This is a genomic window from Undibacterium sp. Di24W, assembly GCF_049340325.1.
GTDB lineage: Bacteria > Pseudomonadota > Gammaproteobacteria > Burkholderiales > Burkholderiaceae_D > Undibacterium.
In genome coordinates this window covers 493374-508740 of the sequence record NZ_JBMPOP010000001.1, presented here as the reverse complement: position 1 = coordinate 508740, position 15367 = coordinate 493374, and the positions used below count along the sequence as shown (strand labels likewise).

Sequence of the window (15367 nt, the reverse complement as noted above, 5' to 3'; positions counted from 1 at the left end):
TAGTTCGAGTGCTTGTAAAAATGGCGCGAAGTTTTTGACTTCGCGCCATTTCTATTTTTAAGAATGCATTTGAGGCAGGAAAACGCTTAGCCGTACGCACCACCTGTGTACAGTAGATCAAAGCCGCGAGCCATTACAAACAACAATGAAATTGCACCGAGTCCGACACTAAAAACTAGTAGCAGTGCTAGAGGCCAAGAGGAAGCACTTTGCTTGCCGGATTGCGAATTAAACTGTGCGTCCCAATGTTCATCCGACTTCAAACCTAGCACTAGGCACATCAGTATGCTGATCAAAAATGACAGCATCCAAGGCGCATAGGTAACAAAGAAATTCAGATTGAAATAGAGTTTTGATAGCAAGATCGAAAGTGGCAGGCTAGTGAAATGCAGCCAGGCGAAATTATCACGCTTGCCATATAGATAAAATCGATGTCCGCCCAAGCTGCCAAATACAAGGGAAATTAAGACGGCGAGGGTTTTGTTTTTATGTGCGGCGGTTGTCATATTGGATTTTTGATGCTTTTAGGTAAATAGTGATTTTATCGGATTTGTTACATCCCATCTTTATTCATTGCGATTCACAATCAAAATACACAAGCATTCGAATTTCTTTGATTGGAGCCACAAATATGCGACAAAAATCGAGTAAAATACTTGGTTTTACAAAGCCACCATTGAATAGTCCTTGCGAAGTTACTGCTTTGCGGGCTATAATTTGCGGCTTTTTCCGTCCTTTGACAATTTTTTGGAAATATTATGGTCGTTATTCGTTTAGCTCGTGGTGGTGCAAAAAAGCGCCCTTTCTACAATATCGTTGCAGCTGATTCACGCAATCGTCGTGATGGTCGTTTCATCGAACGTATCGGTTTTTACAATCCAGTAGCAACTGGCAATGCTGAAGAAGTTCGCGTTGCTGCAGATCGTTTGGCTTACTGGCAAGGCGTAGGTGCACAATTGTCACCAGCTGTTGCTCGTTTGGTTGCCCAAGTAGCAAAAAAAGCAGCTTAATTGTCTGCTTTAATTGAAGTAGGGCAGGCAGTGCAAGTATCTGCAAATCAATCTGCTCCTGATGATTTAGTCATAGTTGGCTATGTCTCAGGGGCATTTGGTCTTCAAGGGTGGGTAAAAATTCGTCCATATTCGACCACCGCGGATGCCTTGTTGGAAGCACCCCTGTTCTGGTTGGAAAGTGCGGCGCAAGCTGGTGTTGCTCCGAATTTACGTGAATTACGTGAAGTGAAGCGTCTAAGCTCTAAGATACATGGCGAAGATGTGGTCGCACGCTTGGATGAAGTGCCAGATCGTACAGCAGCAGAAGCCTTAAAAGGCACTGTAGTCAAAGTTTCGCGTCAGGCCTTTCCTGCGCTGGAGCAAGACGAGTTTTACTGGGTCGATTTGATTGGCTTAGCAGTACAGAATTTACAAGGTGAAGACCTTGGCGTTGTTCGCGCTATGATGGACAACGGTGCGCAGTCAATCTTACGGGTCGCAGCTAGCGATGTGCCCGAATCAGAATTGATGAAGCATGAACGCTTAATTCCTTTTGTCGATCATTTCGTTAAAGAAGTCGATCGTGAAGCGAAAAAGATCGTGGTTGATTGGGGTAGTGATTATTAAATCCCAGCTTGTAAAGAATCGTGGTTGTTTGCATTGTGGAGCGTGATGGATGCAATTTGACGTCATTACGCTGTTCCCAGAAATGTTTGCTGCGATTACTGAATCTGGTGTGACGCGACGGGCATTTGAGCAAAAAAAATGCGCATTGCAGTTTTGGAATCCACGTGATTTCACGACAGATAAGCATCGCACTGTGGATGATCGGCCTTATGGTGGTGGTCCAGGTATGGTGATGATGGGCAAACCTTTGCAGTTGGCCTTACATGCAGCAAAAGCGCGACAGCAGAATCAAGGCTTTGGAAAGCCTAAAGTGCTTTATTTATCGCCACAAGGCAAACCTATGAATCACACCCGTGTGATGGAGTGGGCAGAGCAAGATGGTTTGGTATTATTGTGTGGTCGTTACGAAGCTGTCGATCAAAGGCTGTTAGATCGTGAAGTCGATGAAGAAATTAGCCTCGGTGATTTTGTGTTATCCGGTGGTGAATTGCCTGCAATGGCTTTGATGGATGCAGTGATTCGTCAATTACCTGGTGTCTTGCATGATGAGGCATCGGCGGTCGAAGATAGTTTCGTGAATGGTTTGCTGGATTGCCCGCATTACACCAGACCAGAAATTTTTGAAGATCAATCTGTGCCCACGGTCTTGATGGGTGGTAATCACGCAGAGATCGCAAAATGGCGACGTCAGCAATCCTTATTGGTGAGTTGGCAGAAGCGCCCAGAATTAATTGAGCAAGCGCGCAAGTCGGGTTTGCTAACTAAGACGGATGAGCAATTTTTAAAATCGCTGAATACGAATTGATCGATTTTATCGCTTTTATTGTTTAGGCCTTAGTAAAGAATTCGTTACTTTTGTACGAATAAAACATGCAAAATTTTTGCGTGTGTTTAGAGTGAATTTAATAAACTTGAGTTCACATGTTTAACCCCATCCTCTACTGAGCAAAGTTTTATAGGCGTCAGCAAGATGGTATCTGGAGTGATAAAAATGGATTTGATCCAAACATTAGAGCAAGAAGAAATTGCTCGCTTAGGCAAAAATATCCCTGCGTTCGCGCCTGGTGATACAGTCGTTGTTAACGTTAATGTCGTTGAAGGCACACGTAAGCGTGCACAGGCGTACGAAGGCGTTGTTATTTCCCGTCGTAACCGTGGTTTGAATTCGAACTTCATCGTTCGTAAAATTTCTTCCGGTGAAGGCGTTGAGCGTACATTCCAATTGTACTCACCATTGATCGCTTCTATCGAAGTGAAACGTCGTGGTGATGTACGTCGCGCTAAGTTGTACTACTTGCGTGAGCGTTCAGGTAAATCTGCTCGTATTAAAGAGAAATTACCAAACCGCAAAGCAGCTGCTGTTTAATCATAGCAATGTCTGTTTTGTGAGTCTTAAAGAAGGGGTGCCAGTGGCATCCCTTTTTTGCTTTTATTTACCTTAATGTCCGGACTATCGTGACTACTAGCTTTGATCCTCAGTTGTTGGCAATTCATTCTTACGCGGATGAACCAGTTTTGCCGTCCGTCAGGCTGTCCTTGGATTTTCTGCGACATCGCTTTCTGCAGGATATTCTCTGGTCGCCTGAAAACACAGGGGAATCTAGTTTATTTAAAGGCAAAGCATTCAGGCCGGCTTCGGTATTGATACCTATCATTGCGCGCCAGCACGGTTTGCAAGTGTTGTTGACGCAAAGGGCGGCGCATCTGCATCACCACGGCGGTCAAATCAGTTTTCCTGGTGGTCGGGTTGAGGCTATAGATATCTCCGCAGAGCACACGGCTTTGCGTGAAACGCAAGAGGAAATAGGTTTGGTTGAGAGCCAGATCGAAGTATTGGGGCGCTTACCGCAATACTATACAGGTACCGGATTTTCGGTCACGCCCGTGGTAGGATTGGTGCATCCGCCTTATGAGTTTAATTCAGATCCATTTGAAGTCGCATCGATTTTTGAAGTGCCTCTGAGTTTTCTGATGGACCCGCGTCATCATCAGCGCCGCCAGATTGATTTTCCGGATGGGCGTGGTTCGCGCAGCTTTTATGCGATGCCTTATCAGGATTATTTTATCTGGGGAGCGACAGCGGGCATGCTGCGTAATTTATTCCATTTTTTAAGTGCTGATCTGCCCGAATGAGGGCGTGATCTACTTCATAAACCGTCCAAATCAGTTTACACTGGAGCTCTTTTCTAAGCCATTCCTGCACAGGGAAGTTTGAAGACCCACTATGACATTTCTTTCCATACTCTTCGCGCTCTTGATTGAGCAACTCAAGCCACTGAGAGTGGATAACCCTGTATATACCCAGGTGCAACAGTTTGCGATTAAGGTCGAGAACTGGTGTAACGCCGGTAAGGCACATCATGGACGTACTGGTTGGTTTATTGTGGTCGGTGCTTTGACTATACCGACAGCCTTGGTTTACTGGTTATGCCTGCGCTTGAATCCCTTCGCAGCCTTTATTTGGAATGTCATTATCGTTTATCTGACCTTAGGATTTCGACGCTATAGCCACTACTTTACCTCAATACAAATTGCTTTAAATTCGGGTGATGATGATGCTGCACGTAAGCATCTGTCCGATTGGATTAATAGAGATTGTTCTGGCATGGATGCGACTGATATTGCGCGCAGTGCGGTTGAGCGTTCTTTAATCGCCTCACATCGCAACGTGTTTGGTGTGTTTTTTTGGTTCTTGATGCCAGTCGGCCCCGCTTGTGCGGTGATGTATAGGATGTCTGAATTCTTGTCGCGTGAATGGTGCGAACCTGAGCATATGCAAAATGAAGAATTTGGGCAATTCGCAAAAAAAGTTTTTTATTGGATAGATTGGGTGCCAGCGCGATTGACCGCGGTCGCGTTTGCGGTGGTAGGTAATTTTGAAGATGCGATCTACTCATGGCGCAATTACGCCAGTCGCTGGACGGATGAGTTGCTCGGAATTATTTTATCGGCGGGTGGTGGCGCGATAGGCGTTCGTTTGGGCGAACCAGAGACTAAGGCTCTCGTGGTCTTGAACGCTGACGCCAGTGCGGTCGATGTCGATAGTCTAGAGATGGAGTCCCAGCCTGGTGTGGAAGCTAGTCCTCGTGCGTTGCAGAGCGCAGTTGGTTTGGTTTGGCGTGCTTTGTTGTTGTGGATGCTTTTGCTATTACTTTTGTCGTTTGCGGTTTGGTTGCCAAACTAGACGGGCCAATAAGAATAAAAGTTGAAGCAGAAAACGCCGATGATTTATTCATCGGCGTTTTTTATTTGAGGCGTAAAAAAACCTCGATCGCTTTCGCTGACCGAGGTTCTTATTTGAAGTCGCTTGATTAGTTACGTACTACGCGCTTGTATTCGTTAGTGCGTGTGTCGATTTCAATGATGTCATCTTGGCTCACGAATAGTGGTACTTGCACGATATGGCAGTTCGCTTCAATCGCGTTTTCGATTTTTGCTTCTTTCAAAACGTTACCGGAAGTATTGCCCTTAACTGCTGGCTCAGAGTAAATGATTTGACGTGCGATAGTCGTCGGCAATTCTACAGAAATTGCTTTGCCATCATAAAATACCGCTTCGCATTCCATGCCATCTTTTAAATAATGTAATGCATCGCCTAAGTTTTCTTCTTCTATTTCATACTGATTGTAGTCCGTATCCATGAATACAAATAATGGATCTGCGAAGTAAGAATAAGTGACAGGCTTTTTGTCCAATACAACTACGTCAAACTTGTCGTCGCCGCGGAACACGTTTTCTTGAGGGCTGTTCGTCAACAAGTTTTTCATTTTCCACTTGTAAGTGAAGCCAGTACGGCTAGAGCCGTTGACGTCAGAGCGGAGAACGATCATAGGCTTGCTGTCGACCATAATAATGTTGCCGACGCGAATTTCTTTTGCAGGTTTCATAGTAAATATAGGTAAAAAGTAGGTTGCTTAAAAATCATCTGTTGCCTACTGGCCTATTTTAAATAGTGCCTTGCAAGCTTACGTTTGATTGAATTGAAAATACATTAAAAATTAACCGCACATTTTAACCTATTTTTGTGTGCATTTATCGTTTCGTGTTGGCGAAGCTCAATAAATTTGATGCCAAATCACCCACTGCGTTCATTCGCGCCAACCACTCTATGCTTAGCACCTCAATGGCGCTCAGGTCAGCATTCAAATCTGACCACAAGTTTGAGCAGTCGTGACCTGCCAGACCGCCGTTCCACGACAAGGAAAGCGCTCGGCTGCTGTCGGTTGTAGCAAGATGGGTTTGCAAAAAGGCTTTTAATTTTTTGTGATGCAGATTTTCGTCTTGTGGATAAATGTGCCAGATAAAAGGTTTTGCCGCCCATTGCGCTCGCACGAAAGAGTCTTCGCCGCGCACAAAATTAACATCGCAGGACCACAGCAGTTTGTCGTAATCCGCTTGCGGCATGAAAGGAATCACACGCACGGTCAGAGCACCTTGTTGATAGTGTTTACCTGCGGTAGGAGCGGTACCAAAAAAATGTTTAAGCGTTTCGCTTGCGACACCTTCAGGTACTAGGCAAAGTACAGGAAGCGGATGATGTGTCCATGCAGTAAAAAGTTCTGCGACAGGCGCATGCGGATAGCAAAATAAAGAGATTTTTAGCGACTGCATCTCTTCAGGTAAAACACCAAGTTGCCCGAGGAAGTTGGTTCTTGTTTGCTCTGCTGCCAGAAAATCCCGCCTTTGCTGATCCAATGATCTCTCATGTATTAGACCACCGGTTCTCGCATTAAAACCGGGAAAGAAAAAATATTTTGTCAGTGGCAAAGACGGATGAGGTGAGGGTAAAGTATGGCATCCTTCCACCCATTCTTCGGCAGTTAATCCTTCTAAGTTGATCCAGATCGGAGCGCGATCACATTGTGCCATCGCAGAAATGTAACCAGAAGGGATGTCGCAAGCAAAAAACTCGATGACGATATCGGCGATGGTTTCCTTTGCATATATGCCGTCTTGATTGCACCAATTTTGCACTCGTACGCCTTCTATCGTTTGCAAATCCAGATCGGTTTTCACCTGTGGACAAATCCTCTGAAAGCTGAGTAAATCATCCACCCACAAATGCACCTGAATGCCGTGTTCATTATTGAGCTGTCGGGCAAGTCGCCAACAAATTCCGATATCGCCATAGTTGTCGACGACTTTGCAAAATAAGACTAATGAGGTTACGGCGATTCTATTTACGGGCATAGTAAGTTTTCAGCGGCGCGAGATGTGTTCGCAGTGCCTACAATAAAAAGCATTAGCGGTAAGTATTTTTCCATTCGCGTAAAGCGGCAAAATTGCTTGCATCATCTTGGTCTGCAAAGATTTTTCCCGCGGCGACCAGGCGCGCTTGCACGGCAGCCTCGCGTATGCGCAAGAATGGATTAGTTTGTTTTTCTAAACCGATTTGACTTGGTATCGTAGGAGTATTCTGTTCTCGTTTCGCCTGCTCACTTTGTATGCGTGAGGCTAAAGCTTGATTAGCAGGTTCGACTTCTTGGGCGAAGCGCAAATTGGACAGCGTGTATTCATGCGCGCAATAAACGGCGGTGTCGTCAGGCAGCGCCGCCAGGCGATCTAATGAATTCAACATTTGTGCAGGCGTTCCCTCAAACAGTCGACCACAACCACCCGCGAACAAAGTATCACCGCAGAACAACCAAGCTTGTTTCGCTACATAATAAGCAATGTGTCCAAGCGTGTGTCCGGGAACGGCAATAACTTCCAATTGCATATCTAATTCGGCAATAGAAACGACATCGCCGTCATTTAACGCATGGTCTATTCCTGTAATGCCATCATTCGAAGGTCCATACACCGGAACTTTGAATTTTTCGACTAAAGCGGGAACGCCGCCGATGTGGTCAGGATGATGATGCGTTAATAGAATGGTGCTTAGTTGTAAGTTATGTTGAGCTAAAGCTTGTACAATCGCCTCAGCATCTCCCGGGTCGATAACGATAGCATGCTGGCCATTATGCGCGAGCCACAGATAATTGTCGTCAAATGCGGGCACAGTCAATATACTTAAGGGCTGAGTCATCATGATTGCTTAAAGTGAAGTGAAGAAGTGAACGCATTAAATTCTACGCAAGCGCCCATTATAGACCTAGGTGAGTGGTTGATGCAGCCCGAGGGCAGCTATATCCGAGCTTGGGAGCAAGCGCAGTTTGACTTGTTAACCGCCGATATTTTCGGTTTTCATGCCTTACAATTAGGTTTGCCTGAGCTATCTGCGCTCGCTGCAAGCCGCATGCCGCATCGATGGCAGACTGACAGTAGTGTGTCTAAGAATAAATCGACCTTGTCACAACAAGTGGTCTTGGTGCACGATTTCGCTGAATTACCATTTGATACCCAAAGTATTGATCTTGTTGTCTTGCCACATGTCTTGGAATTTGCTTCTGAACCGCATCAAATTCTGCGTGAAGTCGATAGAATTTTGATACCGGAAGGACGAGTCATTATTAGCGGCTTAAACCGGACTAGTCTTTGGGGCGCACGACAATTACTAGGTCGTCAGACTGGACATCATTTTTTACCTGAAAAAGGTGAGTTTATCAGCCCTCATCGTTTGAAGGATTGGTTGAAATTGCTCAGCATGGAAGTGAGTCAAACACGATTCGGCTGTTATGCATTGCCAGTGCGCAATGCGCAGTGGTTGGAAAACTCGCATTTGATGGAAAGTATGGGACGACGCTGGTGGCCTTATTTGGGAGCAGTGTATATGTTTGAGGCCGTCAAACGGGTGCGCGGCATGCATTTGGTCGGTCCCGCATTTAAGCGGAAAACGGTTAAACGTGGCAGCGCAGTGCCCGTTACCAATAAAATTAAAGAACATGGATAAAATTAAAATATATACAGACGGTGCCTGTAAAGGAAATCCCGGCGTGGGTGGCTGGGGAGCATTGTTGATCGCTGGACATAAGGAAAAGGAGTTATTTGGTGGAGAAAAAGACACCACGAATAACCGTATGGAATTGATGGCGGTAATTCAGGCGTTGGACGCCCTAAAACGGCCTTGTGAAATTGCTTTGCATACGGATAGTCAATACGTATTAAAAGGCATCACTGAGTGGATAGAGGGGTGGAAGGCTAAAGGTTGGAAAACAGCATCTAAAGCGCCAGTTAAGAATGTCGATTTATGGCAGGCATTGGATGCAGCAAAAAACACCCATAAAATCGAATGGATCTGGGTGCGGGGGCACGCCGGAGATGTTGGTAATGAACGTGCTGATCAGTTGGCGAACCGTGGTGTCGACTCTGTCTTGAGTTAAGCCTTAGTCATAGGCCGCTGAGTGAGGAAGTGGCATTGAGATTGATTCCATCAGTAATTTCTCTAAATTTTGTACTCGTTAAGTAATGAACCCAGTTCTTTCGAATTCGCTTCGTAATGCGTTAATTTCCAAATTCGATGTGTACAAACTTTGGATCAGTTATTTGTAAGAAAAGTCACTCGAAGTATGAAAAACCGCAGGGTGGTTTCTGCGGCTTTTTACATTCAAATGTAGCTTAACTGCAACTTAAGTTAGCTCTTACGATAATCTAAGTGGCGTCTAAAATGCTTAGCGCATACCAACAATTATCTGCTCTAACTTAATCGTGTCAGCACAGAACAAGCGTATCCCCTCTGCTAATTTTTCTGTCGCCATGGCGTCTTCGTTTAAAGCGAAACGGAAAGACTTTTCATCAGCTTCAATTTTTTGTAAATCGCTGGCTAAAGCAGCCTCTTTATTTAATTTTGCGCTCACAGCGTTGGTCGAATCACTGAGTTTTTGTAAGAGATCGGGGCTGATCGTTAGTAAGTCACAACCGGCTAATTCTAGGATTTGTGAGGTGTTACGGAAGCTCGCTCCCATTATCTCGGTTTGGTAGCCGAACTTACGATAGTAGTTATAAATCTTCTTGACCGACAAAACACCAGGATCATCCGCACCGAAAATTTCTTGTCCAGTTTGTTTTTTGTACCAGTCATAAATACGACCTACAAACGGTGAGATCAATTGCGCACCCGCTTCCGCGCAGGCGGCTGCTTGAGCTAGGCTGAACAGCAAAGTCATATTGCAACGTATGCCATCTTTCTCCAGGATTTCAGCAGCACGGATACCTTCCCAGGTGGAAGCAATTTTAATCAGAATACGTTCGCGCGAAATGCCTGCCGCTTCATATAAGGCGATCAACTGACGACCCTTAGCGACGGTTGCGTCAGTATCAAATGAGAGCCTTGCATCGGTTTCAGTGGATACTCGACCGGGCACGATCTCCAAGATTTTCAGACCAAAACTAATCAACAATTGATCGATAATTTCATCGGTGGATTTGCCTGCATTTCGTGTCACAGCTTCCGCAAGCAGGGGCTGATATTCTGGCTTTTGTACAGCCTTCAATATCAGGGAAGGATTAGTCGTCGCATCGCGCGGCGTGTAGGCCTGCATGGATTGAAAATCGCCGGTGTCAGCGACCACGGTTGTATATTGTTTCAGTTGTTCGAGTTGGTTCATGATGGTAGTGAAATGAGATAGGCAAAAGTAAGTAAAAAATTTAGTTGGACAAGACTTGAATTTGTGCAGGGCCAGCGACGATTTCGCCAATCACAGCAGCATCTTGAAAATCATTTTTATGAAATATTTCCAACACTTGTGCAAGTGCTTCAGGTGCGCAGGCTACTAAAAGTCCGCCTGAAGTTTGAGGATCTGTTAATAGCGCTTGTGTAATGTCATCCTTATGGCTAAAACGAACGTCTTCACCGTAGGCAGCAAAATTACGGGCAGACGCGCCCGTAATACACCCAGCCGCCGCGAGTGCTTTAACTTGTGGCAGAAAGGGAATATCGGCAGCACGCAACGTGGCACCAACTTGCGCTCCGCGGCAGATTTCTAATAGATGTCCAAGTAAACCAAAGCCGGTTACATCGGTCATCGCATGCACAGCGTCGAGTTGCGACAACGCCTGGCCTGGTTTGTTTAGTTTAGTTGTGTTGGCGATCATGCTGGCATAGCCATCCGCATCTAATTTCTGTTTTTTTAAGGCAGCCGACAAAATACCCACACCTAAGGGTTTACCTAATACTAGTTGGTCGCCAACGCGTGCACTGGAATTGCGTTTGACCTTAGACGGATGGATCAATCCCATTACCACTAAGCCATAAATTGGCTCGATCGAATCAATGCTGTGACCACCGGCAATAGGAATTCCGGCTTCGCGACAAATACGCTCGCCACCCTCGATAATCTTGCCTATGACATCGAGTGGAATTTGATTAACAGGCATACCAACTAAAGCCAGTGCCATTATCGGCGTACCGCCCATCGCATACACATCGGAGATCGCATTGGTCGCGGCGATACGACCAAAATCATAGGGATCATCAACGATAGGCATGAAGAAGTCGGTCGTTGCAATTAAGGCTTGGTCTTCATTGAGTTTGTAGACCGCGGCATCATCCGAGGTTTCTATCCCCACCATGAGTGCGGGAGGTACTGGAAAGCCAGTTGATTTTTTGAGAATTTCGGCCAGTACTCCTGGCGCAATTTTGCAGCCGCAACCGCCGCCATGTGAAAACGAGGTCAATCGAAAAGGGCTAGTGCTGGTGCTATCGCTCATGAAGGTGCTTGACGGTTGATTTTGAATTAATGATTATAGAATATTGGTGTGAAGCTGTACGGCCAATTTTGAACTACTTACACCTTTAGTGCTTGATGCGAATTAAAATAGCTTAAGAGAAATTTTGTCCAGGAATCAGTAGAAGCAGCAATAACATTTTGATCAACGCTAATTTCGTGTTGGCTTACGACTTAGTACATAAAAATTATGTAAGCTTAATTTTTATGTACTAATAAGTTTACTGGCTTCACATTCTTAAATTCATTTGCATTTCAAAATAAACACTGATTAAATGTGGAATCCTTTCCATTTTATTGGAGTGACGATAGCTGCCTAAAAATGCGAAACACACATAAAAATCGGACGAGAATCCGGTAACAACTATCAAAAAAAGATGGGGAGCTTATGCATCAAACTATGACGACGACTGAGATCTTTTTATTGGCAATGCTGCTAATTTTTTCGATCCCTTATTTAATTTGGCGCGTCTGCAAGACAGACTATTATGCGCCATTAGTGGTCGTGCAAATTATTACGGGTATTTTATTGGGCCCTGGTGTCTTAGGCGCTGTTTTCCCAGATTATTACCAATTCGTGTTTAATCCTGCTGTGATCCAATCGCTAAATGGCATTGCCTGGTGGGCAGTGATGATTTTTGTGATGATCGCCGGTATCGAGCTGGATTTAGCTAAGGCATGGGAGCATCGCTTTGAAAGTGGTGTTACTGCTAGCTTAGCTTTGGCCATGCCGCTGATTTTTGGCTCAGCCGTAGCGCTAGGAATGCTCGGATTTGTGGGATGGATAGGGCCGGGCGCGCGGAGTTGGCAATTTGTTTTGGGCGTGGGGATGGCGTGCGCCGTCACTGCTTTGCCGATTCTCATTTTGTTGATGGAGAAATTAGAAATTTTGCGTCAGCCTATTGGACAACGCATCTTGCGTTATGCCAGTGTAGACGATATCGCAATTTGGGGTGTTCTGGCTTTGATCATGTTGGATTGGGATAGGGTTACACGTCAGATTGGATTTTTGCTGGTGTTTGCGGTCGTGACGATATTTTATCGGCGCATCATGGTCTGGCTGCAAGAGCGTGATCGTTGGTATGTTGGTTTGATTTGGTTAGCGGCTTGTAGCCTCGGGGCGGACTGGGCAGGATTACACTTTATGGTAGGTGCTTTCTTGGCGGGTGCGGTAATGGATGCGCATTGGTTTAATCAAGAAAAAATGGACTTGATGCGCCATCATGTATTGTTGGCAATTATGCCGGTATTCTTTTTAAGTACAGGCTTGCGTACCAATTGGGCAATGGGTGGTTCTGCCGTGTTTATTGTCGCCGCTGCACTTTTGCTGGCATCCGTCAGTGGAAAATTAATCGGGGTACAACTGGCAGGTAAAATTTTAAAATGGGAAAAAGGCGAGGCGAGTATTATTGGTTGGCTATTGCAGACCAAGGCCTTGATTATGATCATCTTCGTCAATATTTTGCTCGATAAAAAAGTTATTACTAGTGAGACTTTTACTGCTCTACTCTTGATGGCGATTGCAAGTACGATGCTGACCGTGCCGCTTGTTTCACCTAAATTGCAGCGCATGAAAGAGATCATTTCTCGGTCTAAATAGAAGAAAGATAGGAGACAGTTTTTCTGACTTATATTGGCACCACATTGATGATTGTGGTGGCTTGGTTTCACCCATGGGCTTCCCGCCTATCCTGCTATCGGCATCGAATGTAGAACGATGGCACATAAAAAAAGCGACCCTTGCGGGTCGCTTTTTTAATTCTACTAAGCAAAGGTGGCGAGATTAACGATCGCCAAAACTACGACGATTGCCATTCGCATCACCAAAACGTGATTTTGCAGCACCGCCACCGAAACCACTACCTTCACTGCGTGGAGCCGCATTTGGCTTGCTGAAACTACGTTGACCTGGCTTGCTGCTGTTGCCGAAACTATTGCCTGTCGTGCGCTTGTCACCTGGTTTCCAGCCACTTGCTTTGCGTGCTGGAGCGCGCGCTGCCATGGCGGTTTTCTTAGGTTCGAAACCCTCAACCACATCGACAGGAATCAATTGCTTAGTAAAGCGCTCGATACGTTTGACGTTCATGCTTTCTGCATGATTCACCAAAGAGATTGCTAAGCCCTTACGACCAGCACGACCAGTACGACCGATACGATGTACATAATCTTCTGGGAATTTAGGCAAGTCGTAGTTGAATACGTGAGTAATGCCTGGTACGTCGATACCGCGCGCAGCGACATCAGTTGCTACTAAAACGCGCACTTGACCGCGACGCAGGGAATCTAACGTGCGGTTGCGTGCGCCTTGATGCATGTCGCCATGTAAAGCAGCGGCTGCGAAACCAGCGATATTCAAACGATCTGCGATCGTATCTGCATCACGTTTTGTCGCGGTAAACACTACCGCTTGATCTAAAGACTCATCCCGTAGTAAGTGATCGAGTAAACGATTTTTGTGCGACAAATCATCGACGAAATGGACTTTTTGTTGAATATTTTCATGCTTCGTCGCAGAACCAGCGATTTGAATAATCATTGGGTCTTTAGTAATGCGACGCGCCATGGTGCCAACGACGCCATCTAAAGTTGCTGAGAACAACATGGTTTGACGTGTTGCTGGTGTTGCCGCTACGATTTTTTCGATATCGTCGATAAAGCCCATATCCAACATGCGATCAGCTTCGTCCAATACCAAAATCTCTAATTCTGAAAAATCAATCTTGCCAGATTCCATGTGGTCGATCAAACGGCCAGGTGTTGCCACCAAGATTTCTGGATTGCGGGACAAAAGTTGCATTTGTTTTGGGTAAGGCATGCCGCCCAAAATTGAGACTGCTTTGACACGACGTGAGTAGGCGCTGTATTTGTCAGTGGCTGTCGTTACCTGCAACGCCAATTCACGAGTTGGTGTCAATACCAACATTTTTGGCTTGGCAGCTTGGAAACGAGGGCGATCGCCACGGGCACGAGCTGCTTGACGTTCTTGATTCGGTGTTTTTGAGGATGCGTTAACATCCATTACTTCTGCTGCGGCTGCAAACTTGTGCAATGCAGGTAACATAAAGGCGGCAGTTTTGCCTGAGCCTGTTTGTGAGGACACCAGTAAGTCACGACCTGCGATAGCGGCAGGAACAGCTTGTTCCTGAACTGCTGTTGGTGTTGTATAGCCAGTATCAGCAATAGCGCGCAGAATGGACGTGTGGAGGCCTAGTGATTCAAAAGTCATTTAATCTATCTTTCGTTGTAATTCAAATAGCATATTAAAACGATCATCGCGTGACATGGCTTGTGGCTATATAGCAGATAATTGCGCTTGAATACGCTCTGAATAAATTAGCGCTAAGCAAAAACTTAGCGCGCTAAAAAGCAGCGTCAACCAAACGAAATGAACAAAGAAAACCAGTACCAAGAAGGTACAAGAAGGAATGCGATGAAATTTCGGCACAAAAGCTTTGCGCCGGGACGATGTCTATGTGTGAAACCAGACATACAGGGCGGGAGGGCTTTACATTGCTGTATCAGCAGTTCTCGATACGCAAGGGCTACGGTGCTACTCGTTACTTATTTATTACCTAATAATGCAAAGCGATATTTTATATTGCATTGCAAAAATAAGAGTGTACATGAAATTTCTCGTGCTTGCATTAGATTCTTGATTTAGTTTAAGCCTGATAAATAAATTCTGCTTCTTTACTCGCCCTTGCAATTTAGCAAGATTCTCAAAGAAAACTGGCGAGAATCCCAGTTATTTAGCTTAATTTAGCTGTATGAAGTTGATGCGCACCTTAGTCATATCTGCCCGAGAACTGGGTAATAGAAAGTCAATAAAGAGGGAGCGGAGAGATTGAGAAGCACAGTCCATAAGCTTTAATTTTTGCGTGCAGAGCTTATAAAAAGAGTGGTTATAACTAGTCTGAAGTTTTTAAATGTGCAGCAAAAAAGTTGCTACTTCAGTAGCGAGAAAAAAGTCTTAATTGTAATGTGTAAGTTGGGGATTCATACCGCCATCAGATCACATTGAGTCGCATGAAAAAGCGCGAGTTTTTGCGATTCGCACCGAAACAATACTTTGAATTTTTTATTGCTATTAGTTGGGTAGGAAAGGATAGAAGGTGCGGATGCAAAAAAGCTGAAAGTTGGGAA

The 15367-nt window shown here is 45.2% G+C and carries 15 protein-coding genes and 1 pseudogene; 9 read left to right on the top strand and 7 right to left on the bottom strand.

What is annotated here, in order from left to right; all coding sequences use genetic code 11:
• Window positions 1–86: 86 nt before the first annotated feature.
• Window positions 87–506 (bottom strand): NINE protein, encoded by a 420-nt coding sequence (locus ACO0KZ_RS02105; protein WP_422992241.1) that lies wholly within the window; start codon window positions 504–506, stop codon window positions 87–89.
• 252 nt (window positions 507–758) lie between these two features.
• Here ACO0KZ_RS02105 and rpsP point away from each other — a divergent pair, with 252 nt between their 5' ends.
• From rpsP to ACO0KZ_RS02075, 6 genes are all read left to right on the top strand, one after another.
• Window positions 759–1010 carry a 30S ribosomal protein S16 gene (gene rpsP / locus ACO0KZ_RS02100; RefSeq protein WP_186890295.1) on the top strand — a complete coding sequence of 84 codons (252 nt, stop codon included), beginning with the start codon at window positions 759–761 and terminating at the stop codon, window positions 1008–1010.
• Complete coding sequence (gene rimM, locus ACO0KZ_RS02095; RefSeq protein WP_422992239.1) at window positions 1011–1619, top strand: ribosome maturation factor RimM; 609 nt, start codon at window positions 1011–1013, stop codon at window positions 1617–1619.
• A 49-nt stretch (window positions 1620–1668) separates the two neighbouring features.
• Window positions 1669–2424 (top strand): tRNA (guanosine(37)-N1)-methyltransferase TrmD, encoded by a 756-nt coding sequence (gene trmD / locus ACO0KZ_RS02090; RefSeq protein WP_422992237.1) that lies wholly within the window; start codon window positions 1669–1671, stop codon window positions 2422–2424.
• 186 nt (window positions 2425–2610) lie between these two features.
• The gene (gene rplS / locus ACO0KZ_RS02085; protein ID WP_186923650.1) at window positions 2611–2985 is read left to right on the top strand and encodes a 50S ribosomal protein L19; all 375 of its coding nucleotides are present in this window, start codon (window positions 2611–2613) and stop codon (window positions 2983–2985) included.
• An 86-nt stretch (window positions 2986–3071) separates the two neighbouring features.
• Window positions 3072–3752, top strand: a complete 681-nt coding sequence (locus ACO0KZ_RS02080; RefSeq protein ID WP_422992764.1) for a CoA pyrophosphatase — start codon at window positions 3072–3074, stop codon at window positions 3750–3752.
• Between the two features lie 91 nt (window positions 3753–3843).
• Window positions 3844–4803: a CobD/CbiB family protein gene (locus tag ACO0KZ_RS02075; protein WP_422992234.1), complete on the top strand. Its 960-nt coding sequence runs from the start codon at window positions 3844–3846 to the stop codon at window positions 4801–4803.
• 127 nt (window positions 4804–4930) lie between these two features.
• On the opposite strand, the gene ACO0KZ_RS02070 is transcribed toward ACO0KZ_RS02075, so the two are convergent.
• The 3 genes from ACO0KZ_RS02070 to gloB form a co-directional block, all read right to left on the bottom strand.
• On the bottom strand, window positions 4931–5506 hold the full coding sequence (locus ACO0KZ_RS02070; RefSeq protein WP_422992232.1) for an elongation factor P: 576 nt from the start codon (window positions 5504–5506) through the stop codon (window positions 4931–4933).
• Window positions 5507–5651: 145 nt separating this feature from the next.
• Entirely contained in the window at window positions 5652–6809 is a 1158-nt protein-coding gene (earP, locus tag ACO0KZ_RS02065; protein WP_422992230.1) for an elongation factor P maturation arginine rhamnosyltransferase EarP, read from the bottom strand.
• Between the two features lie 52 nt (window positions 6810–6861).
• Window positions 6862–7650, bottom strand: coding sequence for a hydroxyacylglutathione hydrolase (gene gloB / locus ACO0KZ_RS02060; RefSeq protein ID WP_422992228.1), 789 nt, complete (start codon window positions 7648–7650; stop codon window positions 6862–6864).
• Window positions 7651–7728: 78 nt separating this feature from the next.
• On the opposite strand from gloB, the pseudogene ACO0KZ_RS02055 reads away from it, so the two are divergent.
• Both ACO0KZ_RS02055 and rnhA read left to right on the top strand, forming a co-directional pair.
• Window positions 7729–8061: pseudogene (locus ACO0KZ_RS02055) on the top strand (methyltransferase domain-containing protein); the annotation flags it as partial.
• Between the two features lie 382 nt (window positions 8062–8443).
• Window positions 8444–8881, top strand: a complete 438-nt coding sequence (gene rnhA, locus ACO0KZ_RS02050; protein WP_422992226.1) for a ribonuclease HI — start codon at window positions 8444–8446, stop codon at window positions 8879–8881.
• A gap of 288 nt (window positions 8882–9169) precedes the next feature.
• Here the strand turns inward: rnhA and tal are convergent, their stop codons facing one another.
• Together tal and selD are read right to left on the bottom strand one after the other, a co-directional pair.
• Window positions 9170–10105: a transaldolase gene (tal, locus tag ACO0KZ_RS02045; RefSeq protein ID WP_422992224.1), complete on the bottom strand. Its 936-nt coding sequence runs from the start codon at window positions 10103–10105 to the stop codon at window positions 9170–9172.
• A 40-nt stretch (window positions 10106–10145) separates the two neighbouring features.
• The gene (gene selD, locus ACO0KZ_RS02040) at window positions 10146–11207 is read right to left on the bottom strand and encodes a selenide, water dikinase SelD (RefSeq protein ID WP_422992222.1); all 1062 of its coding nucleotides are present in this window, start codon (window positions 11205–11207) and stop codon (window positions 10146–10148) included.
• Between the two features lie 405 nt (window positions 11208–11612).
• On the opposite strand from selD, the gene ACO0KZ_RS02035 reads away from it, so the two are divergent.
• Complete coding sequence (locus ACO0KZ_RS02035; RefSeq protein WP_422992220.1) at window positions 11613–12824, top strand: cation:proton antiporter; 1212 nt, start codon at window positions 11613–11615, stop codon at window positions 12822–12824.
• Window positions 12825–13007: 183 nt separating this feature from the next.
• Here the strand turns inward: ACO0KZ_RS02035 and ACO0KZ_RS02030 are convergent, their stop codons facing one another.
• On the bottom strand, window positions 13008–14450 hold the full coding sequence (locus ACO0KZ_RS02030) for a DEAD/DEAH box helicase (RefSeq protein WP_422992218.1): 1443 nt from the start codon (window positions 14448–14450) through the stop codon (window positions 13008–13010).
• Between the last annotated feature and the right edge of the window lie 917 nt (window positions 14451–15367).